Source organism: Streptomyces sp. NPDC107517, from assembly GCF_055582645.1.
The window spans coordinates 11,874-34,649 of the sequence record NZ_JBVJPM010000013.1 but is presented as its reverse complement, the minus strand read 5'-3'; the positions used below and the strand labels follow the sequence as shown (position 1 = coordinate 34,649).

The 22,776-nt window shown below is 71.6% G+C and carries 21 protein-coding genes; 11 read left to right on the top strand and 10 right to left on the bottom strand.

The annotated features are described in order from the left end of the window. Nucleotide 1 precedes the first annotated feature (1 nt). Entirely contained in the window at nt 2–1,432 is a 1,431-nt protein-coding gene (locus ACZ67T_RS27435) for a lipase maturation factor family protein (RefSeq protein ID WP_469987642.1), read from the bottom strand. A 119-nt stretch (nt 1,433–1,551) separates the two neighbouring features. On the opposite strand from ACZ67T_RS27435, the gene ACZ67T_RS27430 reads away from it, so the two are divergent. From ACZ67T_RS27430 to ACZ67T_RS27420, 3 genes are all read left to right on the top strand, one after another. After that, nucleotides 1,552–2,688, top strand: coding sequence for a DUF6777 domain-containing protein (locus ACZ67T_RS27430; protein ID WP_469987641.1), 1,137 nt, complete (start codon nt 1,552–1,554; stop codon nt 2,686–2,688). Nucleotides 2,689–2,785: 97 nt separating this feature from the next. Next, nucleotides 2,786–4,864 (top strand): SpoIIE family protein phosphatase, encoded by a 2,079-nt coding sequence (locus ACZ67T_RS27425; RefSeq protein ID WP_469987640.1) that lies wholly within the window; start codon nt 2,786–2,788, stop codon nt 4,862–4,864. A 57-nt stretch (nt 4,865–4,921) separates the two neighbouring features. Then, nucleotides 4,922–5,782, top strand: a complete 861-nt coding sequence (locus ACZ67T_RS27420) for an Fpg/Nei family DNA glycosylase (RefSeq protein ID WP_469987639.1) — start codon at nt 4,922–4,924, stop codon at nt 5,780–5,782. Between the two features lie 48 nt (nt 5,783–5,830). On the opposite strand, the gene ACZ67T_RS27415 is transcribed toward ACZ67T_RS27420, so the two are convergent. Next, entirely contained in the window at nt 5,831–6,481 is a 651-nt protein-coding gene (locus ACZ67T_RS27415) for a zf-HC2 domain-containing protein (RefSeq protein WP_469987638.1), read from the bottom strand. A gap of 139 nt (nt 6,482–6,620) precedes the next feature. Between ACZ67T_RS27415 and ACZ67T_RS27410 the strand changes: the two genes are divergently transcribed. The 4 genes from ACZ67T_RS27410 (at nt 6,621) to ACZ67T_RS27395 (ending at nt 10,560) form a co-directional block, all read left to right on the top strand. Then, complete coding sequence (locus ACZ67T_RS27410; protein WP_469987637.1) at nt 6,621–7,370, top strand: LytR/AlgR family response regulator transcription factor; 750 nt, start codon at nt 6,621–6,623, stop codon at nt 7,368–7,370. A 114-nt stretch (nt 7,371–7,484) separates the two neighbouring features. Then, the gene (locus ACZ67T_RS27405; protein WP_469987854.1) at nt 7,485–7,832 is read left to right on the top strand and encodes a DUF485 domain-containing protein; all 348 of its coding nucleotides are present in this window, start codon (nt 7,485–7,487) and stop codon (nt 7,830–7,832) included. Next, the gene (locus ACZ67T_RS27400) at nt 7,829–9,364 is read left to right on the top strand and encodes a sodium/solute symporter (protein WP_469987636.1); all 1,536 of its coding nucleotides are present in this window, start codon (nt 7,829–7,831) and stop codon (nt 9,362–9,364) included. The genes ACZ67T_RS27405 and ACZ67T_RS27400 overlap by 4 nt, the downstream gene beginning before the upstream one ends. Beyond that, complete coding sequence (locus ACZ67T_RS27395; RefSeq protein WP_469987635.1) at nt 9,361–10,560, top strand: sensor histidine kinase; 1,200 nt, start codon at nt 9,361–9,363, stop codon at nt 10,558–10,560. Before ACZ67T_RS27400 ends, ACZ67T_RS27395 begins: the two co-directional genes overlap by 4 nt. A gap of 36 nt (nt 10,561–10,596) precedes the next feature. Here ACZ67T_RS27395 and ACZ67T_RS27390 read toward each other — a convergent pair whose 3' ends face one another. Then, on the bottom strand, nt 10,597–11,115 hold the full coding sequence (locus ACZ67T_RS27390; RefSeq protein WP_469987634.1) for a hypothetical protein: 519 nt from the start codon (nt 11,113–11,115) through the stop codon (nt 10,597–10,599). A 145-nt stretch (nt 11,116–11,260) separates the two neighbouring features. Continuing rightward, nucleotides 11,261–11,815, bottom strand: coding sequence for a sigma-70 family RNA polymerase sigma factor (locus ACZ67T_RS27385; protein WP_469987633.1), 555 nt, complete (start codon nt 11,813–11,815; stop codon nt 11,261–11,263). Nucleotides 11,816–12,041: 226 nt separating this feature from the next. Here ACZ67T_RS27385 and ACZ67T_RS27380 point away from each other — a divergent pair, with 226 nt between their 5' ends. Further along, the gene (locus ACZ67T_RS27380; protein ID WP_469987632.1) at nt 12,042–13,316 is read left to right on the top strand and encodes a CapA family protein; all 1,275 of its coding nucleotides are present in this window, start codon (nt 12,042–12,044) and stop codon (nt 13,314–13,316) included. 3 nt (nt 13,317–13,319) lie between these two features. Here ACZ67T_RS27380 and ACZ67T_RS27375 read toward each other — a convergent pair whose 3' ends face one another. The 6 genes from ACZ67T_RS27375 to ACZ67T_RS27350 form a co-directional block, all read right to left on the bottom strand. Further along, nucleotides 13,320–14,759 (bottom strand): amino acid permease, encoded by a 1,440-nt coding sequence (locus tag ACZ67T_RS27375; protein ID WP_469987631.1) that lies wholly within the window; start codon nt 14,757–14,759, stop codon nt 13,320–13,322. Between the two features lie 130 nt (nt 14,760–14,889). Further along, nucleotides 14,890–15,351 (bottom strand): universal stress protein, encoded by a 462-nt coding sequence (locus ACZ67T_RS27370; protein WP_469987630.1) that lies wholly within the window; start codon nt 15,349–15,351, stop codon nt 14,890–14,892. A 229-nt stretch (nt 15,352–15,580) separates the two neighbouring features. Then, on the bottom strand, nt 15,581–16,231 hold the full coding sequence (locus ACZ67T_RS27365) for a class F sortase (RefSeq protein ID WP_469987629.1): 651 nt from the start codon (nt 16,229–16,231) through the stop codon (nt 15,581–15,583). Nucleotides 16,232–16,525: 294 nt separating this feature from the next. Beyond that, nucleotides 16,526–16,780 carry a hypothetical protein gene (locus ACZ67T_RS27360; protein WP_469987628.1) on the bottom strand — a complete coding sequence of 85 codons (255 nt, stop codon included), beginning with the start codon at nt 16,778–16,780 and terminating at the stop codon, nt 16,526–16,528. 77 nt (nt 16,781–16,857) lie between these two features. Further along, a complete protein-coding gene (locus ACZ67T_RS27355; protein WP_469987627.1) occupies nt 16,858–17,622 on the bottom strand; it encodes a bestrophin-like domain in 765 nt (254 codons plus the stop codon). A 16-nt stretch (nt 17,623–17,638) separates the two neighbouring features. Continuing rightward, nucleotides 17,639–18,145, bottom strand: a complete 507-nt coding sequence (locus tag ACZ67T_RS27350) for a hypothetical protein (RefSeq protein ID WP_469987626.1) — start codon at nt 18,143–18,145, stop codon at nt 17,639–17,641. Nucleotides 18,146–18,407: 262 nt separating this feature from the next. Here ACZ67T_RS27350 and ACZ67T_RS27345 point away from each other — a divergent pair, with 262 nt between their 5' ends. The 3 genes from ACZ67T_RS27345 (at nt 18,408) to ACZ67T_RS27335 (ending at nt 22,570) form a co-directional block, all read left to right on the top strand. After that, nucleotides 18,408–19,361, top strand: coding sequence for an SCO0930 family lipoprotein (locus ACZ67T_RS27345; RefSeq protein WP_469987625.1), 954 nt, complete (start codon nt 18,408–18,410; stop codon nt 19,359–19,361). Between the two features lie 255 nt (nt 19,362–19,616). Continuing rightward, nucleotides 19,617–20,429, top strand: a complete 813-nt coding sequence (locus ACZ67T_RS27340) for an SAM-dependent methyltransferase (protein ID WP_469987624.1) — start codon at nt 19,617–19,619, stop codon at nt 20,427–20,429. Further along, nucleotides 20,426–22,570 (top strand): putative bifunctional diguanylate cyclase/phosphodiesterase, encoded by a 2,145-nt coding sequence (locus ACZ67T_RS27335; RefSeq protein ID WP_469987623.1) that lies wholly within the window; start codon nt 20,426–20,428, stop codon nt 22,568–22,570. Before ACZ67T_RS27340 ends, ACZ67T_RS27335 begins: the two co-directional genes overlap by 4 nt. Nucleotides 22,571–22,776 lie beyond the last annotated feature (206 nt).

The window sequence follows — 22,776 nt, the reverse complement described above, 5'->3', positions numbered from 1 at the left end:
GCTACCGGCTCCGGCTCCGGGGGACGGCGAGTCGCGTCGGACGCAGGAACTCGCGTACGTACGTCCGCTCCCAGCAGGCGCCCGTGGCCCGCAGCTCGCGCCACGTGGTGAAGCGGTAGCGGTAGAGGCGGGCCCGGACGTACGCGGGCGGGTCGTCGGCGGGGAACGGGGAGTGGCGCAGCAGCCGCAGTGTGTCGCGGTCACCGGTCAGGAGCCGCTCCATCAGACCTCCGAACCAGGACTCCGCGTACAGGGGAGAGAGCGCCGCGAACCACATCAACCAGTCGAGCCGCAGATGGTAGGGCGCGAACTGGCGTGGCCAGCGTCCAGGATCGCCCGGCTTGCCCCTGAACTCGTAGACCAGCCAAGGGGATCCCTCGCGCGGCACCTGGTCGGCCGTGCCCTCGATGACGATCTCGTGCCGGATACGCCCGACGCTGCCGAAGGCACCGTACGCGTTGACGAGGTGCAGGGAGTCGTAGGAGCGGTTCATGGACTGGCGCCGGGACAGCAGGTTGCGCGCCGGGTGGTAGCTCAGCGCGACGACGAGCGCGGTGAGGGCGATGACCACGCACTCGTACCAGAGCGGGGCGGCGGCCGGGTGCGGCGGCTCGCGCAGGAGGGAGAAGTCCACCGCCGTCACGGCGAGCAGGATCGTCAGCCAGTTCAGCCAGGAGAAGTTGCCCGACAGGACCAGCCACAGCTGGGTGAGGATCATCAGGCAGGCCGCGGCCGTCGCGATCGGCTGCGGGGTGAACAGGAGGACCGGAACGACGAGCTGGGTCACGTGGTTGGCGCCGGCCTCGACACGGTGCAAAGGGCGCGGGAGCCGGTGGAAGAACCAGCTCAGCGGGCCCGGCATCGGCTGTGTCTCATGGTGGTAGTAGAGGCACGTCAGCTTCCGCCAGCACTCGTCCCCGCGCAGCTTGATCAGCCCCGCGCCGAACTCGACGCGGAAGAGCACCCACCGCAGGAGCAGCAGTACGAGCAGGGGCGGCGCCACCCGTTCGTTGCCGAGGAAGACGGCGAGGAAGCCGACCTCCAGCAGGAGTGACTCCCAGCCGAACGCGTACCAGGTCTGCCCGACGTTCACGATCGACAGATAGAGCACCCACGGCAGGACCCACAGCGCCATCGATCCCCACAGCGGCACCAGGTCGGCCAGTCCCGCGGCGAGCGCCGCCGACACCGCGGCCCCGCCCCAGGCGACGCCCGCGAAGAACCGGTCCGAGTAGTACGCCCTGAACAGCGTCGGCGCCTGCCGCCACGGCACCCGCTCCAGGTAGCGCGGGACCGGCAGCATCCCGCGCTCGCCGATCAGCGCCCGGAACTGCAGCGCCGCCCCCACGAAGGCGACGAGATACAGCGCCGCCAGACCGCGCTGGAAGATCAGGCGGCCGAGCCAGTACCCGGGCGAGCTGAACCACTCCACCTCTCCAGTGTGACGGAGAGTGAGGGCAATGCGCGTGCGGGATCGCACTGCGCTTGCGGGATGCCCGATCCCACCGCAAACAATGGGGCAAAGTGCCCATATGTAGGCGGGAGAACACGGTGCGCTCACCCACCAGGACCCTTGTCACTGCCGTTGCGATCACCGCCGCACTCCTGGTCGCCGGATGTTCCGGGGACAGCGGCAACGGCGCTTCGGCCGCCAAGGGGGAGCTGTTCCTCCAGCCCGTGGCGGAGGTGGGCCCCGACCCGTTCACCGACTCCACCGCCACCAGCACCGAGACCCCCGCCCCCGTCACCCGAACGCCGCAGCCGCCGTCACCGAGCGGCACCGCGACCGCGAGCACGCAGGGCATGCGTCCCGTCGACGGCGCGACCCCCGGCCTCTACGGCGGCACGCAGTCCGTCGGAAGCTGCGACGTCGAGAAGCAGGTCGCCTTCCTCACCTCGGACCCGACCAAGGAACGCGCCTTCGCCGAGGCCGCGGGCATCTCCGCGAACTCCGTCCCCGGCTTCCTGCGCGGCCTCACCCCCGTCGTACTGCGCGCCGACACCCGCGTCACCAACCACGGCTACCGCTCCGGTGAGGCGACGAGCTACCAGTCCGTGCTGCAGGCAGGCACCGCCGTACTCGTGGACGAACGCGGGTTGCCGCGCGTGCGGTGCGCGTGCGGCAACCCGCTGGCGCCGCCCGTGGCGTTCAAGGGGACGCCGGACACCCAGGGACAGGAGTGGTCCGGCTACCAGCCCACCAAGGTCGTGGTCGTCACCCCGGCACCGAAGGTCATCACGAACATCGTCATCGTGAACATCACCGACAACACGTGGATCGAGCGGAAGGTCGGTGACGACGGACAGCACGACAAGCGCGTGCCGCCACCCCCGATGCCGAAGCCCAGCCCCTCCGACAGCTCCGAGTCGCCCCCGCCGTCGTCCACGTCACCGAGCTCGAGCAGCAGCTCCAGCAGCAGCCCGTCGGAGTCCTCCGGCAGCACCAGCCCGTCGTCGTCGCAGCCGCCCTCCTCGGAGGAGTCGGCTCCGTCCTCCTCGGACGAGTCGGCACCGGCCTCGAAGCCCGCCGGCCCGCCGACCAGCGCGCCGGGCGACACGGACACCCCGCCGGAATCGTCCCCCGGCGACGGCTCCAGCGACCTCGGCCCGGACACCGTCCCCGACAGCCCCGACGGCAACGGCCTCATCCCCGGCGAGCCGTCCGTCGAGAGTATCCTCTACAGCTGACGCAACCTGCCCTGTGCGCCCCGCGGCGCGCACAGGGCCATGCGGAGCACACCGTGCCCCGCATGCGAGTGATTCGCCGTGCGCCTAGCGTGGCCCCATGGAAGCCGGTACGAACGACTGCACCCACTGCGGCAGGGCGGCAGACGGTGCGGACTGCTGCTTCCTCGCCGAGTTCGGGGACCACCTCGGCATCGGCAGCTTCGACTGGGACCTCGGCACCGGCCTGATGCACATGGACGCCAAGGCCCACGAGATCTACGATCTGCGCCCCGACGAGTACGACGGACGCCCCGAGACCCTCGGTATCCGCGTCCCCCCGACCGAGTCCACCCGGCTCGACGGCATCGTCTCCACGGCCCTCAAGAACGGCAGCGAGAACTACGGCGCCTACTTCCGCGTCAAATGCCGCGACGGCAGGATGCGCTGGACCCACACCCAGGGCTACGTCAGACGGGACGACAGCGGCCGCCCGCGCCGCATCGTCGGCCTCGTCCGCGACGCCACCCAGGAGCTCAGCGACAGCACGGCCCGGCGTGAACAGGACGCCCTGCGCCGCCGCCAGACCAGCGTCGTCCAGGGCACCACCGCCGCACTCGCCCACGCCCGCACCGTCCAGGACGTCATCGACGTGCTCAAGGACAGTCACGGCCTCCAGCACCTCGGCGCGACCAGCCTCGTCATGGGCCTCGTGCGGGCCGGCCGCATCCACCTCGTCGCCGAGGGCCCCGAGGGCAGCTTCGTGCCCGGCACCAAGGTCACGCGGATCGACGAGCCCTACCCCATGGGCGACGTCGTGCGCACCCTCGCGCCCCGCTTCATCGACTCACCCGACGACTTCGCCCGGTCCTACCCGCTGCTGTGGCCGCACATCACCCAGCTGGAGATCACGGCCGCCGCCTACCTGCCGCTCATCGCCCAGGCCCGCCCCATCGGCGCGCTCGGCCTGCTCTACAACGACAAACGCGGCTTCACCGAGGAGGAGCGCAACGTCCTCGTCGCCCTCGGCAGCAGCATCGCCCAGAGCCTCCAGCGCGCGATGTTCTACGAGCAGGAGAAGGACCTCGCCCAGGGCCTCCAGCAGGCCATGCTGCCCCGCACCATCCCCGCCGTGTCCGGCGCCGACATCGCCGTCCGTTACCGCTCGGCCTCCCTCGGCCGCGACATCGGAGGCGACTGGTACGACGTGATCCCGCTGCCCGGCGGACGCGTCGGCGCCGTCATCGGCGACGTCCAGGGACACGACACCCACGCCGCCGCCGTCATGGGACAGCTGCGCATCGTGCTGCGCGCGTACGCCGCCGAGGGGCACACGCCCGCCACCGTCATGGCCCGCGCCTCCGTCTTCCTCCACGAACTCGACACCGAGCGGTTCGCCACCTGCCTGTACGCGGAGGCCGACCTGTCGACCGGCGTCGTCCAGCTCGTGCGCGCCGGGCATCTGGACCCGCTGCTGCGCCTCACCGACGGGACCTGCCGCAGAGTGCCTGTCGACGGCGGCCTGCCGCTGGGTCTCTCCGCCGAGTTCGGCCGGCTCGAGTACCCGGTCGGGACCGTCGAACTCGACCCGGGCCAGACCCTGATCCTGTGCACCGACGGCCTCGTCGAGCAGCCCGGCACCGACCTCGATGACGGACTCCAGGCCCTCACGGCCCTTGTCGGCACCGGCCCCCACGACCTCGGCGACCTCGGCGACCTGTTGTGCGAGAGCGTCGACGAACGCGGCGGTGACGACGATGTCGCCCTGCTCCTGCTGCGCCGCCGCGGCATCGGCGCCCCCCAGTCGGGCGGCCGGCTCCAGCAGCATGTCGCGCCGAACGACCCCGAGGCCCTGAGGGAGGCCCGGCACATGATCAGGGCCGCCGTCCGGGCCTGGGGCTCGGGCGGGCGCGCGGACGAGATCGAGCTCGTCGCCGACGAGATGATCACCAACGCGCTGATGCACACCGACGGCCCCGCGGTCGTCACCCTCCGCGTGATCACCGCGTCCGACCGCAGGCTGCGCGTGGAGGTCGAGGACACCTCCAGCGCGCTGCCGCGCCGGCGCGAGGCGGGCGAGGACGGCGTCTCGGGGCGCGGCCTGCTCCTCGTGGACCGGCTCGCGGACGTGTGGGGCGTGGAGGCGCGGGGGAGCGGCAAGTGCGTGTGGTGCGAGTTCGTGGTGCCGGCCCGCGACTGACCCGGCCGTGGCCACGGCTCACATGGCGGTGTCAGTGCCCGGTGGCACTCTGGACCCATGCCGGAACTTCCCGAGGTCGAAGCGCTGACGGACTTCCTCACCGAGCATCTGGTGGGGCACGAGATCGTCCGCGTCCTGCCCGTCGCCGTGAGCGTCCTCAAGACGTACGACCCGCCGCCCGCCGCCCTGGAGGGCCGCACGGTCACGGGCGTGACGCGGCACGGCAAGTTCCTCGACCTCGACGCGGACGGACTTCACCTCGTCACCCACCTCGCCCGCGCCGGCTGGCTCCACTGGAAGGACCGGCTCCCCGACGGCCCGCCCCGCCCCGGCAAGGGACCGCTCGCCCTGCGCGTCGCCCTGGAGGACGGCGAGGGCTTCGACCTCACTGAGGCGGGCACCCAGAAGCGCCTCGCCGTGTACGTCGTCCACGACCCGGCCGATGTCCCCGGCATCGCGAGACTCGGCCCCGATCCCCTCGCCGACGGCTTCGACGAGGCACGCTTCGCCGCGCTCCTGGACGGCGAACGGCGGCAGGTCAAGGGGGCGCTGCGCGACCAGAGCCTCGTCGCGGGCATCGGGAACGCGTACAGCGACGAGATCCTGCACGCCGCGAAGATGTCCCCGTTCAAGCTCGCGTCGAGCCTGACCGCCGACGACGTGTCCGTCCTCTACGAGGCCCTGCGCGACACGTTGACCGAGGCCGTCGAGCGCTCGCGCGGCGTCGCGGCCGGGCGGCTGAAGGCCGAGAAGAAGAGCGGGCTGCGGGTGCACGGCAGGGCGGGGGAGAAGTGCCCCGTGTGCGGCGACACCATCCGTGAGGTGTCCTTCCACGACTCGTCGCTCCAGTACTGCCCGACCTGCCAGACGGGCGGCAAGCCGCTCGCGGACCGCAGGATGTCCAAGCTCCTGAAGTGACGGCGTACCGGCGTGCGCCGCCCGAAGTCGCCTGCCTGGAACGGAGGTTCACCGCATCGGGATGGTCACCAGGCGTGCCCCGTCCGTGGTCCGCACCTCGAAGCGGGCGATCTCCCGAGGCTGGAGCGCCACCGCGCTCTGCGTCGTGGTCGCCCCGGCGTCATGGGCCCGCACGGCCCAGCTCGTCACCGTCTGCCGCGAACCGTCCTTGCCGACGACCACCAGCTCGCACACCCGTGGGCCGCGCGCGTCGCGGACCTCGAGTCCCAGCCCGGTGCCCCACTCGTGGCCGGACGCCGTCACCGAGGCGGACACCCCGGTCCCCGCGTCCCGCGCGTCCAGGCGCACGGCGCCGTCGCCGGATCCGCCCAGAACCACGACACCCGGCCCCGCCACGGCGAGCACGACCGCCGCCGCCGTCGCGCACAGCCACCGCCTCCGGCCCGCCCGGCGCACCCGCTCCATCCGCGCGAGCAACCCGTCCAGGAGCACAGGACCCGCTTCGGCGACCGTCTGCACGGCCGACGGCGTGGCCCGGGCGTACAGGGCCAGGGCCGCTGTCGTGGACGCGAACTCCCCGAGCCGCGCCACACACCCGGGGCACTGCCCGAGATGGTCCTCGAAGCGGAACCGGTCCGCCTCGTCGAGAACGCCCAGCGCGTAGGCGCCGGCGTCGCGATGCCGATCCAGGGACCTCATGCCGTTCCTCGCGTCGTACGTGTCTGACCTCTGACCGGACGGTGTGTGCCGCTCGCCCTTCCGTACGCAACCGGCCGCCGAATCACTCAAGTCCCACCAGGATTGGCCACCACGGGGCAACCACCTACACTCCAGCCGCATGCTGCGCGTACTGGCCGTCGACGACGAGGAACCCGCACTCGCCGAGCTGCTCTACCTGTTGCGGGCCGACCCGCGGGTGCGCGCCGCCGAGGGCGCCACCGACGCGAACGAGGCGCTGCGCCGCATCGGCCGCGCACTGGACGCGGGAGGCGACGACGCCGGCGCCATCGACGTGCTCTTCCTCGACATCCAGATGGCCGGGCTCACGGGCCTCGACGTGGCCCGGCTCCTCGCCGGGTTCGCCAAGCCCCCGATGATCGTCTTCGTCACTGCCCACGAGGACTTCGCCGTGCAGGCCTTCGACCTGAAGGCCGTCGACTACGTCCTCAAGCCCGTCCGCAGGGAACGCCTCGCGGAGGCCGTGCGGCGCGTCGCCGAGCAGGCCGCCGTCGCCCGGCCCGCGGTGGATCTCTCCGCCGACCGGATCCCCGTCGAACTCGGCGGCGTCACCCGCCTCGTGGCCGTCTCCGACATCACGTACGCCGAGGCCCAGGGCGACTACGCGCGCCTGCACACCGCCGACGCCAGCCATCTCGTGCGCATACCGCTGACCACCCTCGAGGAGCGCTGGCAGCCGCACGGGTTCGTCCGGATCCACCGCAGCCATCTCGTCGCCCTGCACCGCATCGACGAACTCCGTCTCGACGGCGGCGGCATGAGCGTGCGGATAGGCGACGCCGAACTCGCCGTCAGCCGTCGCCACGCGAGCCGCGTCCGCGAACTCCTGATGCGGCGCGCGGGCGGCTGACCGGAAACCGCGTGACCTGGGCCGATACCCGTCGGCCTCTTCCGCTCGGCCCGCACCCACGCCTACACTCCGGCCGTGTCCGCCAGCGCTGAGCCCGCACCCCGCCGCGAGGTCGTGACCGGCGAGCCGCGCGCGGCCCGCCGGCTGCCCGGCCACCCCACCCAGTGGGAGATCGACGAACAGACGACGCTGGGCGCGGCGTATGTCCGCTCCCTGATGCGCAGTCAACTCCGCACCGGACTGACCGCGTTCGCGGTCCTCGCACTGCCCGTCGCGACCCTGCCGCTCTTCTTCGACGCCCTTCACAACACCACCGTCGTCTGGATCGTCCTCGGCTTCGGCTGCTACCCGGTCCTCGTCCTCATCGCCTGGTGGTACGTGCGCCGGGCCGAGCGCAACGAACGCGACTTCGCCCGCCTCGTGCACGGCAGAGCCGTCCGCGAACGTCACGGCGCGCAGTGAACGAGGCGTACGCGATACCCGCCGTGGCCGTGGTCGTCCTGGCCACGGTCCTCATCGGCGGCTTCGGCCTGCGTATCTCCCGCACCACCTCCGACTTCTACGTCGCCTCGCGCACGGTGGGCCCCGGCCTCAACGCCGCTGCGATCAGCGGGGAGTACCTCTCCGCCGCCTCCTTCCTCGGCGTCGCCGGACTGCTCCTCGTGCACGGCCCCGACATGCTCTGGTACCCGGTCGGCTACACCGCCGGATACCTCGTCCTGCTCGTGTTCGTCGCGGCCCCGCTGCGCCGCTCCGGCGCGTACACGCTGCCCGACTTCGCCGAGGGCCGCCTGGAGTCCCGCAGCGTCCGCAGGGTCGTCAGCATGCTCGTGGTCGGCGCGGGCTGGCTCTACCTCGTGCCCCAACTCCAGGGCGCCGGGCTCACGTTGCAGATCCTCACGGGCGCGCCGCGCTGGTTCGGCGGGGCGCTCGTCGCCGCCGTCGTCGTCCTCGCGGTCGCCGCGGGCGGCATGCGCTCCATCACCTTCGTGCAGGCCTTCCAGTACTGGCTGAAGCTGACCGCGCTGCTCGTGCCCGCGTTCTTCCTGGTCCTCGCCTGGCACGGCGACGGCGGCACCCCGCCCTCCGCCGACGGCGTGCCCTGGTCCGGCGCGGGCTCCGGGCAGCCACTCGCCACCAGCCGCGCGGACCACCCGCTGTACGCGACGTACGGCCTCATCGTCGCCACGTTCCTCGGCACGATGGGCCTGCCGCACGTCGTGGTCCGCTTCTACACCAGCCCGAACGGCCGCGCGGCCCGCCGCACCACGGTCGCCGTGCTCGCCCTCATCGGTCTCTTCTACCTCCTGCCGCCGGTCTACGGCTGGCTCGGCCGTCTCTACGCGCCCGAACTGAGCGCCACCCAGGACGCCGACGCGGCCGTCCTGCTCCTGCCGGGGCGGGCCATAGGCGGGCTCGGCGGCGACCTGCTCGGGGCGCTCGTGGCCGGCGGCGCCTTCGCCGCGTTCCTGTCGACCGCCTCGGGCCTGACGATGGCCGTGGCCGGCGTGCTCAGCCAGGACGTCCTGCCGGCCCGCGGCGTACGGCACTTCCGCCTGGCGACACTCCTCGCGATGACCGTGCCGCTGGGCGGGGCGCTCCTGGTCAGCGGGGTGCCGGTGGCGGACGCCGTCGGGATGGCGTTCGCGGTGTCCGCGTCCTCGTTCTGCCCCCTGCTCGTCCTCGGCATCTGGTGGCGGCGGCTCACCCCGCCCGGCGCGCGGGCGGGGCTGCTCCTCGGAGGCGGCTCCGCGCTCGTCGCGGTCACCCTGACCGTCGCCGGCGTCGCACACGGCGGCTGGCTGCACACGCTGCTCGCCTGGCCCGCCGTGTGGTCGGTCCCGGTCGGCTTCCTGGCCATGATCCTCGTATCGCTGGCCACCCAGGACTCGGTACCGCCGCACACCAGCGCCACGATGACGCGGCTGCACCTGCCCGAGTCGCTCAGCACGGACGGGGCGATCTCCGCGGGCGAGCAGGGAGCCCGCCCGTGACCGCCACCGCCGTACTCCTCGCCCTGTGCCCGCTCCTCCTCGCGGGCGGCTTCGTCCTCGGCCGGCGCACGGCGCACCCAGGGGGCCGCAGCGACGTCGGTACGCCCGTGGAGCGGGCCACCTTCGACACGCTGCACACCGCCTCGCTCGCCGCGCCGCCGCTGCGGGCCGGGCTCACCGAGGAGTCGGCTCGCAGGTCCGCCCGCAGGCTGCGCAGGCTGCTCGGCACCGACGCGCTCTGCCTCACCAACCGCACCGCCGTCCTCGCCTGGGACGGCGCGGGGGACCAGCACGGCAAACAGGTCATGGGGCATCTCGAAGGGCTGCTCGACACCGGGCGCAGCGCCGCGTTCGGCTGCGGATGCGGCGCCGTCGACTGCCCGCTGCGCTGGGCCGTGGCCGCACCGATCGTCACCGACGGGCGCGTGCTCGGCGCCCTCGTCGCCTACGCTCCCCGCGAGTCGGCCGTCCTCGCCCGCGCTGCCGACGAGGTGGCCCGCTGGATCTCCGTACAGCTGGAGCTGGCCGAGCTCGACCGCTCCCGCACCCGCCTCATCGAGGCCGAGATCAAGGCGCTGCGCGCGCAGATCTCACCGCACTTCATCTTCAACTCACTGGCCGCCATCGCCTCGTTCGTGCGCACGGACCCCGAGCGTGCCCGCGAACTCCTTCTGGAATTCGCCGACTTCACCCGCTACTCGTTCCGCCGCCACGGCGACTTCACCACGCTCGCCGAGGAACTGCACTCCATCGACCAGTATCTGGCCCTGGTCCGGGCCCGGTTCGGCGACCGGCTCTCGGTCACGCTCCAGATCGCGCCCGAGGTGCTGCCGGTGGCGCTGCCCTTCCTGTGCCTTCAGCCCCTCGTCGAGAACGCCGTGAAGCACGGCCTGGAGGGCGCCGTCACCGGCAGCCGTATCACGATCGGCGCCCGGGACGCCGGCGCGGAGGCGGAGGTCGTCATCGAGGACGACGGGGTCGGCATGGACCCGGGCGAGCTGCGCGCCATCCTGTGCGGCGAGGGCGGCACCTCGACCGGGATCGGCCTGTCGAACGTCGACGAGCGGCTCAGACAGGTGTTCGGCGACGACTACGGCCTCGTCATCGAGACCGGCACCGGCGCGGGCATGAAGATCACCGTGCGGATACCCAAGTACCGCGCGGGCGTGCACTCTTCGGGCGTAGAGGTCGAATAGGCGGACAGCAGGGGCTCGCTAAGGGGCCGAAGGGCCTCAGAACAGATGGATCGCCAGATGGCCCAGCGGCAGCCCCAGTTGCCACGCCGGTGTCCAGACCTTCGCCCCGTCGTCCTCCTCGTCGGGCAGCGACCCGCGGCCCGGCACGGAGTCCAGGTCCGGAGCGAGCAGCTCCGTCTCCTCCAGCCATCGCCAGGCCGCCTCGGCCAGTTCGAGGTCCGGCGAAGGTCTGTTCTCATCGAGCGCCTGCGCGGCAAGGCGCCCCATGTGCTCCCGTACCCAGTACTGCCACGGCTGGTCGTACGCCGTGAGCGACAGCCAGGTCTCCAGCTGGGACACGACCCGGATGCCGGACAGCTCGCCGTCCGTGTCGGACAGGAAGATCGTCAGTGCGAGTGCGTCGCGCCCGGCCCGGAACTCGAAGGACGTGGGCGGCATCAGATCACCGGTGCGCAGCAGCTCATCGGCGATGTATTCGGCGTACAACCACGCCATCGGCACCGTCAGTTCGCCGCCGCCGGCGCCCGATGTGCCTTCCTTGCTCCCGTGCAACATCCCTTCCTGCCTTCCTCCGGTCCGTGCGCTGTGCCGGCCCCCGGGCCCTCGCGCCCGACCGGGCGGGGGAGGACAGCCGATTACTCAATCGAGGACCGGGGCACCGGGCAAGGCGCTTTACGGAGGCTTGACCTGCCGTCCGGTTTCAAAGCGGCCGGGCCGTGTTCGCCTCATAGCCCGGGAGCACCCTGCGCAGTGCGCGCAGCGCGTAGTACGCGCGGGACTTCACGGTACCGGGCGGGATGCCGAGCGCCGCGGCGGCCTCGGCCACGGAGGCGCCACGGAAGTACACCTGGAGGAGTACCGCCCGGTGCTCCGGGCTGAGCGTCGCCACGGCCTCCCGCACATCGAGCGCGGCCGCCGAGCGCTCCGCGTGGTCGGCGCAGACGCGCGCGCTCTCCAGGACCGTGCCGCCGATCTCCGGGGGGCGGGCGAGCCGCGCGCGCCGGGCGTCTATGGCGAGCCTGCGGCCGACGGTGAACAGCCAGGGCCGCACGGACTCGTAGTCGGCGCGCAGCGCCTCCGGATGCTGCCAGGCGCGGACGAACGTCTCCTGGACCAGGTCTTCCGCCCGCTGCCGGTCGCCGTCGCACAGCCGCAGGAGGAAGGAGAGAAGCGGCTTGCCGTGCTCCCGCTGGAGCTCGGCCAGCTCATGTGCTGCCGTGTGGTCGGGTCCTTCGGTCTTCGTGGCGGTCGTCATGGCCGTATGGCAGCGCAGCGCGCCGCTCACGCCCAGAGCACGGGCAGCGGTCTGCGACGGGCGGTCGATGCCGTCGGCGAGCGGTGCGGCGAACGGGGCCGACTGCGCCGGAACATGACGCCGTTCCGGGGACTGCGGCGGTATGGAGCCTTGACTCGGCCCGGTGCCCGTACGTCTATGCCTATGTCGAAAATCACCTTATCCACCGAATCATGGAGCTTGGTCGATGACGCATCGCACACGGGCCACAAGACGCAAGGGACGCACCAGGCACACGCCACACGCACGTCGCGCACGTCAGGGCGCGGCGGTCCTCGCGGCCGCACTGATCGCGGCGGGCGCGGGCTGCTCCGCGCCCGCGGACCGCGCACATCGGCCGGAGCCCCAGCGCAGCGACACCCCGGCGCGCCACGGCAGGGTGACGCCCACCCCGACCCCGGCGCCGTCGGCCGCCGGCGGCGCCACCGGGCACCGCGGCTTCACGCTCGTCGCCTCCGGTGACGTACTGCCGCACGCCTCGATCATCAAGAAGGCGAAAGTGGACGCGGGCGGCGACGGGTACGACTTCGCGCCGATGCTGTCCGGCGTGCAGCCGGCCGTCTCCGAGGCGGACCTGGCGATCTGTCACATGGAGACGGTCTACGGCACCGCGGGCCACTACACCGGCGACCCGAAATTCAAGTCCCCGCCCGAGGTCGCCAAAGGACTGCGCGACACGGGCTACGACGCCTGCTCCACGGCCTCGGACCACGCCCTCGACGACGGCGCCGCCGGCATCGACCGCACCCTCGAGGCCATGGACCGCGCAGGCATCCGCCACACGGGCTCGGCCCGGACCGCCGCCGAGGCCGGCAGCCCCACGTGGCTGCGCGCCGGTGACGCCAAGGTCGCCCACCTCGCTTACACGAACGACGCGAACGGCGCCGCGATGCCCGAGGGGCGTCCGTGGGCCGTGAATGTGATCGACCGTCAGCGGATCGTCGACGACGCGCGGGCGGCCCGGAAAGCGGGCGCGGACGTGGTGGTCCTCTCACTCGACTGGGGCACCGAGTGGCAGGACGCGCCGGACGAGAGCCAGCTGCGACTCGGCGACGAGCTCACCGCGTCCGAAACGGACGGCCGCCCCGACATCGACCTGATCCTCGGCACGCACACGCACGTCCCGCAGGCGTACGAGAAGGTCAACGGCACCTGGGTGGTCTACGGCCTGGGCGACCAGATCGCCGGCGAGATGTACAACGACGACGGCGCCCAGGACCCGCGTGGCAACGAGGGCACCATCGGCCGCTTCACCTTCGCGCCGCCGGAGCGGGCCGGCGAGCGCTGGGAGGTGAGCAAGGCCGAGTTCCTCCCCCAGTGGTTCAACGTGGGCTCGGGCCGCGTCATCAACGTCAACCAGGCCATCCACGACGGTCTCGGCCTGAACGACGTCCGCGACCGGATCAGCCAGGCCGTCCTCAGCCGCGGCGCGGACGAGGACGGCCTGACCATGGGCCGCTAGCGGTCAGGACTTCGCCGACGGGTCCGTCTTCGCCAGCTCCGACCTCTTGTACGAGTAGCCGAAGTAGATGACGAGCCCGATGGCGAACCACACCGCGAACCGCACCCACGTCTGCCACTGCAGGAACGTGATCAGCCAGATCGAGAAGACGACGCCGAGCGCGGGCACCACCGGCATACCGGGCGTGCGGAACGTGCGGGGCAGGTCGGGCTGCTTGTAGCGCAGCACGATCACCGCGATGCACACCACGACGAACGCCAGCAGGATGCCGATGTTGGTCAGCTCGGCCGCCTCCCCGATCGGCAGGAACCCGGCGATGACGGCCGACGCGCACCCGACGATCCACGTCACGCGCGTCGGCACGTGCCGGGTCGGGTGGGTCTTCGCGAACCACTTGGGCAGCAGCCCGTCCCGGCTCATCGAGAACCACACACGCGTGACGCCCAGCATGAAGGTGAACATCACCGTGAGGATGCCGATGATCGCGCCCACCGCGATGACATCCGCGAGACCGCTCAGGCCCACCGACTTGAACGCCGTCGAGAAGCCGCTCTCCGGGTCGATGTCCTTGTAGTTCTGCATCCCGGTCAGGACCAGGCAGGCCAGCACGTAGAGGACCATCGAGATCGCGAGCGAGTAGAGGATCGCCTTCGGCATGTGGCGCTGCGCGTCCTTGGACTCCTCGGCCGCCGTCGACATGGCGTCGTACCCGAACACCGCGAAGAAGACGGTGGCCGCGCCCGTGAACGCGCCGCTGATGCCGAACGGGAAGAACGGCGTGTAGTTGCCCGTGTCGATGTGGAAGAAGCCCACGGCGATCACGAGCAGCACCACGAGGACCTTCAGGACCACCACGACGGTCTCGAAGCGGGCCGCGTTCTTGATGCCGAGCGTCAGCAGATACGCGATGAGCAGGCACAGCAGCGCGGCGAACAGGTCGACCTTGTGACCGTCGCCGGTGCCCGGCGCGCCCAGCATCCAGTGCGGCAGGTCGAGCCCCAACTCGCCGAGCAGGAAGCTGAAGTAGCCCGAGATGCCGATGGCGACGACCGCGACGATCGCCGTGTACTCCAGGAGCAGGTCCCAGCCGATGAACCAGCCGACCAGCTCGCCGAGGACCGCGTACCCGTACGTGTAGGCGGATCCGGCCTTCGGGATGAGGCCGGCGAACTCCGCGTACGACAGCGCCGCGCACGCGCTCGCGACGCCCGCGATGAGGAACGAGACCAGGACCGCGGGCCCCGCCGTACCGTTGGCGACCGTGCCCGCGAGGGTGAAGATGCCGGCCCCGATGATGCCGCCGACGCCGATCGCGGTGAGCTGCCACAGGCCGAGGGTGCGGGTGAGTTGCTGCGCGCCGCCCCCCTCGGTCTCGGCGATCTGTTCGATGGGCTTGCGGCGCAGCACGCCCTGCCCCATCCGAAGTCCTCTGAGACCGGCCATGGGCTCCACCTCTTCGCGGACGACAGTCGGCTGACGGGCGATCATGATGGCCCAGCCGCGGCGGCTGCGAAAGACGGCACGCTCGATGGGGTGTGCGGGTTCGTATGGGGTCGGTGCCGGGTTCCGGTGGTTACGGGACCACGGTGACGGGCCAGCGTCCTGCCTTCACCAGCCGGATCGCCACCGATCCGACGATGCGGTGTCCCGCCTGTTCGGAAGCGCCGACGACCACGGCGTCCGCCTTCAGTTCGTCGGCGGCGGTGACCAGACCGTTGTACGGGTCGCCGCGGAAGGTGTGGAACTCCCAGCGCACCTCGTATATGCCCTTCACCCGCTCCGCCGCGTCCCGGATCTCGGTGATCAGACCCTCGGCGATCTCGTCCGTGGTGTCGGCCACGGGGACGCCGAGCGCGGCGCCGGCGGCCATGACGGGCTGGACGTAGACGACGGCGAGGAGGGCCCGCTGGCGCCGCGCGAGGCCTCCGGCGTAGGACGCGGCGCGCAGCGACGAGTCTGAGCCGTCCACCCCGACCACGATCACCTTGGGGCCGTCCGTACCGCGTTCGAACTGGTGTGGCTGCTCTGCGTTCACAGCGGTGAGGCTAGCGGAAACCCCAGGTCCCACAGGTGCTGGGGGCGGCACTTCCCGCACTCCGGGATCGAGCGAACCTGCGCGGTCGTCGACGGCGCGATCGGCGAGTCGTCCACCCGGTTCCGCGCGCCGTACGGCGCGCGGAACCGCAACGCGTTCCGGATCGGCGCCGAGCCCGGCCTCGAGCCCCCCGCCCCCGGAGAGTCCGAGCCGGTTACCGCCCGCCCGGTCAGCGCACCTCGACCATGCGGGCGAAGACGACGACATTCCCGTCGTAGCCGTTCTGCTTGGAGAAACCGCCGCCGCACGTGATCACCCTCAGTTCGGGCACTCCCGTGCTGCCGTAGACGCGCTTCCCGGGGAAATTCGCCTTCCTGAAGACCTCGATGCCGTAGATCTCGAAATCGGCGGTCTTGCGGTCCTTGCGCTTGACCTGGACGTGGTTCCCCTTTTTGAGCGAGCCGAGTCCGTAGAAGACCGCCGGCCCCTGCTGGTTGTCGACATGGCCGACGATGACAGCGGTGCCCTTCTCGCCCGGAGTCACGCCACCGGTGAACCAGCCCGCGAGGTTCGGGTCCTCCGGCGGCGGGGCGTCCACCCCGCCGTCGGGGGCGACCCCTACGGGCACGACCGGGGCGTTCACCTGGATGGCCGGGATCTGCACCCGGTCCGCCACGGAGAACGGCAGCGGCTTCGGCGCCACACCGGACGGGTAGCGGGGATCCGCTGCCGCCGCCGACGCGGGCTGCGGGGGACCGATGTCGAATTCCCCCGATCCATTGCGGATCAGCGCGATTCCGGTGAGCAGAACCAGCGCCATCACGCCCCACGGCGCGCGCTTCTTCTGCTGACCCTCGTCGGCCGGCTGGGACGAAGACATTCGTTCACCCCTCTCGACTCAGCGGCGAGACCGCGTCACTTGCGCTTACTGGAAAACTAAGCGCGGCGCACGCGGCGGGCGACAGCCCAGGGGCGAATGGGTGGCGGCCAGGGGTGCGTTGCGCCGTACGAGTCGGCATCGCCGGCGGGCGACAGCGTCGCCGTGCCCGGCGTCATCGCGTCGGGCGGCCGGATCGCCGTGACCGTCGACGGCAGTGCTCGCCAGGGGGCGGCGGCACCGTCGCCCACCCGTGGCCGGGCTCCGTGCAGGGCGAACGGGCGACCTGTCCGCCGGTCAGTCGACAGGGTGGTGCGGTGACGGCGCGTCGGGGCCCGTCGAGTGCCATACGTGCGCGCCCGCGCCGCGCCACTCGACCAGATGGGGGTCGTCGAGCGTCATGTCGGACTCCCCGAGCCCGGCCGCACGCAGCAGCCGGATGAGGTCGTGATCGCTGTGCGCGAGCCCGACGGCCCGCCCCCGCACGGTGACATGCCGCCCGCCCTCGGGTGCGGGAGGGTGTACGACGATGGGGGCGTGCCAGGCAGTCATGGCACCAGAGTGCGTCGCCGGGGCTCATAGCGCAGGGCGGGCCGCGCCGACCCGGAGACGAGCGCGGCCCGTCGGTCTCACCCCCCGGCGTGCGGGAACAGCATGAGGAAGGGTTCCACGGTGGCCGCGACCCCTCGGCTGTACGGCGCGTCGAGGTCCCAGACCAGGAAGAGCAGGAACGCGATCAGTGCCGAGAAGAGCCCGGCGAGGACCAGCTCGCGTGCCGTTCTGCGGATCTGGAGTGCGAAGACCATCCCGATCGTGACGAGGCCTCCCGCGATGAGGCCGAACCAGACCACGCCCGGCATCGTGGCGCCGGTGGAGTCCGCGCGCGCGTTGCGGGCGTCGTCCGCGGCGGTGATCTGGTCGAGCAGCGGCTGATAGGCCTGCGCCTCGAAGTCCGTCTTCGGCTGGTAGTCGGTGACGTCGTGGCGCACCTTGTCGAGGAGCCGGGTGCCCTCGGCGGTGAGACGGCCCTTGTTCTTCATCGTGCGCCACTCGGTGGTGACGACATGGCTGACATAGGTGTCGACATCCGAGCGGATACGGATCCTGACCTCCGTCGGATAGACGCGGACGCGCTCATGGATCTCGTGCAGCGCCTGGGCCTCGTTGCGTACATGGTCCTGGGCGGCGCTGCGGCCCTCCCAGACACCCGCGATGGCGAGACCCAGGACGATCGCGTACACCACGCCGATCATCATCGTCATGTACTCGATGACGTCAGGGGTCTCGCTCGGGTCGTCGTCGTCGCCGATCCTGCGCTGCTGAAGAACGGTCACGACGAGCACGACCGCGCACGCGGCCACCATCGCGAGGGTGAGAACAAGCCATTCCGACATCGGGACCTCCGGGCGGTCAGCGCGGGCGCAGCGCGGCTACGGCGAGCACCGCAGGCGCGGTGATGAGCAGGGTGAGCGAGACCAGGGAAGGCCCGCCGCTCGGTGGTGCCTTGCGGGGCGCGGGGCGGTATGCGGGGTAACTCACCGGCGTCGGCGAGGGCTTGGGGCGCACCGTCGGCTTCGGGGCGGGCGGCGGCGGTGCCTTCACGGGCGGGGGCGGTGGCGGAGGTGGCGGAGGTGGCGGTGGGGGAGGCGGCGGCGGTGGAGGTGGTGGTTTCGGGGCCGGGGGCGGCGCGGGCTTCCGCGGCGGCGGCTTGACGGGGCCCGCCCGGCAGACGACGCCGTCACCGGCGCGGGCGATCGCGTCGCCGCCCTTGCCGATCGAGGCGTACGCGCAGTTGTCGGTCGGGGTCAGTGCGGCCGCCGTGGCGCCGGCCGCGGGCGAGCCCAGCAGCCAGGCCAGCGCGAGCACCGCCACCACCCGTGTGACCAGGGTCGACCTGGCCCCTCTGGATCCGTACACGACGGAGATCATGGGCGGCGGGAGGCGCCGCCACGCGCCGGCCGCCGCGGATTGGTCCGAAGGTGGGGAGATGGGGGGGCGCCAGGTTTGCCCGCGGCCACCGGAGCGCACGCGCGGCCCGCCCCGGATGCGTCCCGCGCCCCCTCACGCCAAAGAAATTTCCGGCCCCGTTGAACACATCCGCCGTCGCCGCGCGTACCTAGGGCCATGTGCGGCCCCTTCCGGGATCGCACAACACCCAAGCAACCAGCGGGAGTTGGCAATGAACACCTGGCGGAGCGCCTCACTCGTAGCGACAGCTGCGGCCCTGCTGGCGCTGACGACGGCGTGCGGTCAGGACCAGGGCGACCAGTCGCCCAACGGCCAGTCCGTGGGCAACGCCGCCCCGGCGCAGGGCGGTTACGGCAACGGGGACGCGTACGGCAGCGGCGACGGCTACGGAGACGCGAAGGACGCGGGAGCGGCCAAGGCGAAGCCGGCCGGACAGCTCGCCACCTGGGACAGCAAGAAGCTCGGCCAGGTCCTCACGGACAGTGCGGGCTTCACGATGTACCGCTTCGACAAGGACACCGCACAGCCGCCCAAGTCGAACTGTGACGAGGCCTGCCTCAAGGCGTGGCCCGTCGTGCCCGCGGACGGTGCCGAGGCGGCGCCCGGCGTCGACCCGTCGCTGCTCGGCGAGGTCACCGCGGCCGACGGCACCAAGCAGCTGACGATCGACGGCTGGCCCATGTACCGGTACGCGATGGACACCAAGCCGGGCGACGCGAAGGGGCAGGGCGTCGGAGGCGTCTGGTACGCCGCCGGGCCCGACGGCAAGAAGGCGAGCCCTGCCGCCGCGCAGCCCGCCGACCTCGCCGGTCTGTCCACACGCAAGGACCCGAAGCTCGGCGAGATCGTCGTCGACAAGAACGGAATGACCGTCTACCGGTTCCTCAAGGACTCGGCCTGGCCCATCAAGTCGAACTGTGTCGACGCCTGCGCGGAGAACTGGCCGGCCGTGGCGCCCGTCGCGAAGAACGACACCAAGGGCATCCTCAAGAAGGGCTTCATGACGTACGACCGCCCCGACGGCGGCAAGCAGCAGACGATCAACTGCTGGCCGATCTACACCTTCTCCGGTGACAAGAAGCCCGGTGACACCAATGGGCAGGGAGTGAAGGGCACTTGGTACGCCGCTGCGCCCGACGGAAAGCCCGTGGGAGCGCCGAAGTAGGGGCACCGCGTAGAGTCTGCTGCGGATTTGGCGAATCGCCGGTCTGTTCCCCCCGTGATCATGCGGAGGGAACAGGCCGGTTCTTTTCCGTTGCAACAGAGAGGGTTTCGGGGTGATTTCGGATCATTGCCATTCGGCACTTGCCGGAGGCAGTGACCGAGAACGGACGGTCAATTTCCGTTTTGACTCGCTCCCTTGGCGGGCGATCAGTAGCCTCAGCTCGAACACCGGCTCGCCTACGCCTTGGAGACATTGATGGAGCGTCCCGCCTGGGCCCCTCAGGGCATCGACATCTCGGTGCCCAGCGTGTCCCGGATCTACGACTACTACCTGGGCGGTTCGCACAACTTCGAGGTGGACCGGGAGGCGGCCCGCAAGGCGATGGAGTTCATGCCGGGGCTCCCGAAGATCATGCAGGCGAATCGTGCCTTCATGCGCCGGGCAGTGCGTTACGCGGTCCAGCAAGGCGTCACCCAGTTCTTGGACATCGGATCCGGAATCCCCACCTTCGGCAATGTTCACGAGGTGGCCCAGGCGGCCGACTCCGAAGCGCGCGTCGTGTACGTCGACCACGACCCGGTCGCCGTCGCGCACAGCCGGGCCGTCCTCGACGGCAACGACCGCGCGGCCGTCGTGACCGCCGACCTGCGCAAGCCCCGGGAGATCCTGGCGGCCCCCGAGGTCGGTGAACTCCTCGACCTCGACAGGCCGGTCGCCTTGCTCCTCGTCGCCGTCCTGCACTTCGTCGACGACGCCGACGACCCGCAGAGCGCCGTCGCCGAGCTGCGCGACGCCCTCGCGCCGGGCAGCCTCCTGATCGTCACGCACGCCGCGTACGAGGGCATCCCGGTACCCGCCGCGCGCGCCGCCGGCACGGTCGACGTGTACAAGAACATCCGCAACCCGCTGATCATGCGCTCGCGCGAGGAGATCGCGCGATTCTTCGAGGGATACGAGATGGTGGAACCCGGACTCGTGCAGATGCCCGAATGGCGCCCGGAGAACGCGCCCGCGGACGAGGACCCATACGCCTTCTCGGGCTGCGCCGGCGTGGGGCGCAAGGCGTGAGCGGCGAACCGGACGGGCCCGAGGACAGACTGCGCAGATTCGCCACCATCTGGAGCCGGGCGATCTTCCCGGTGACGGCGACCTCCCTGACCCGGGCCGAGTTCGAGAAGGAACTCATTCCGCTCGCACGGCGGTTGCGGGACGCGCTCGGTGAACGGACCCTGGACGCGCCCGCGGCCCAGGCCGTCGGCGCGGCACTGATCGGCGTGCACTGCACCGACCCCGAGGCGCTCACCCGCACCCTCGACGTCGTGGACGCCTATCTCGTCCTGTACTGCCGGACCGACGAGGACCGGCGCGAGGAAGAGCTGCGGGCGCGCTGCGCCCGGCTCCAGCACTCCGTCGCGGCCGGCTTCGCCCAGGCCCTGCGTGAGCGGACTCTCGCCGAGCAGGAGGCCATCTCACGGGCCGCCCTGAGCGCGCGCAGCGCGGTCGCCGAGGCGCTGCACGCGAGCGAGGCCCGGTTCCGCGCGGTGTTCCACGGCGCGGCCATCGGCATCGGCATAGCCGACCTGGAGGGCACCGTCCTGGAGGCCAACGACGCGCTGGTGCGCATGTTCGGCGGAGCCGAGAACCTGGTGCGCGGCCGCAACGTCGTCGAGTGGACCCACCCCGACGACGCCCCGCACGTGTGGCGCCTGTACGAGGAGCTCGTGCGCGGCGAGCGCGAGCACTACCGCGTCGAGAAGGCGTTCTACCGTCCGGACGGCACCGCCCTGTGGACGAACCTGACCGTCTCCCTGCTGCGGGACGCCGACGGAGTACCGCAGTACCAGCTGGCGCTGGTGGAGGACACCACCGAGCGCCGCCTCCTGAACCTGCGGCTGCGCTACGAGGCCACCCACGACGCGCTCACCGGGCTCCCCAACCGGACCCTGTTCTTCGAGCGCCTGGAGAAGGCGCTCGCGGCCGGCGACGGCATGCGCTTCGGCCTGTGCTACCTCGACCTCGACGGCTTCAAGACCATCAACGACAGCCTCGGCCACGCGGCGGGAGACCGGCTCCTCGTCGAGGTCGCCGACCGGCTCCAGGGCTGCGCCACCGCGCCCGGCGAGATGGTGGCGAGGCTCGGCGGCGACGAGTTCGTCGCACTGACCACCGGCCGTGACACGGCCGCCGAGGTCGACGACCTCGCCGGGCGCATCATGCACGCGCTGGCCGCCCCCATCCGCATCGACGGCCGCGAGCTGACCGTGCGCGGCTCCATCGGCATCGTGGAGGGCCCCGCGGCGGGAGAGCGCAGCCCGGCGGAGGTGCTGCGCAGCGCCGACATCACCATGTACCGGGCCAAGTCGGCGGGCGGCAACCGCTACGAGCTCGCCGACCCCGAGGCCGACGCGCGCGCCATCACCCGCCACGGCCTCACGACCGCGCTGCCCGCGGCCCTGGAGCGCGGCGAGTTCTTCATCGAGTACCAGCCGCTCGTGCACCTCGGCGACGGCAGTGTGCGGGGCGCCGAGGCGCTGGTGCGGTGGCTGCATCCGCAGCACGGTGTGCTCGGGCCCGACCAGTTCATCCCGCTCGCCGAGGACACCGGCCTCATCGTGCCGCTCGGGCGCTGGGTCCTGGAGGAGTCGGTGCGCCAGGCACGGGTATGGCAGGAGCGTTACGAGGACGCGGGGCCCCTGCGCATCAACGTGAACCTGTCCCCGATGCAGCTGACCCACCCGGGCTTGGTCTCCGACACCGTCGACATCCTGGAGCGCTTCGGACTCGAACCCGGCGCCCTGTGCATGGAGGTCACCGAGTCGGCCCTGATCGGCGCGGACGACGATCTCCTCAAGCCCCTGCGACGGCTCGCCGAGATGGGCGTGGACATCGCGCTGGACGACTTCGGTACGGGCTACTCGAACCTCGCGAACCTGCGCCGGCTCCCGGTGAGCATCCTCAAGCTGGACCGCTCCTTCACACAGGGCATGCAGCGGTACCCCGCCGACCCCGTCGACCTGAAGATCGTCGAGGGTATCGTCGCGCTCGCGCACAGCCTCGACCTCTCGGTCACCGTGGAGGGCGTGGAGACGGGCGCACAGGCCGAGCAGCTGCGCGAGCTGGGCTGCGACACCGCGCAGGGCTGGTACTACGCCCGCCCGGGCCCGCCGGACCGCCTGCACGAGCTCGCCCTGTGCGACGCGACGGGGTGAGGCCCATCCGCTGGGTGTACGCCTTCATCGACCGGCCTCAGGCGCACCACGGGGCGGCCTGCGACTTCTGAACACGGGTCACGGAGACGCGGCTGTCGGCGCCCCGCGGCGACCGCGACGAGTTCGCGACGCTGCTGGACGCCTCCGCCGATCCGTGCCCGAAGGCGCAGACGGTCGACGGCCCCCGCGGCGCACACGTGGACTTC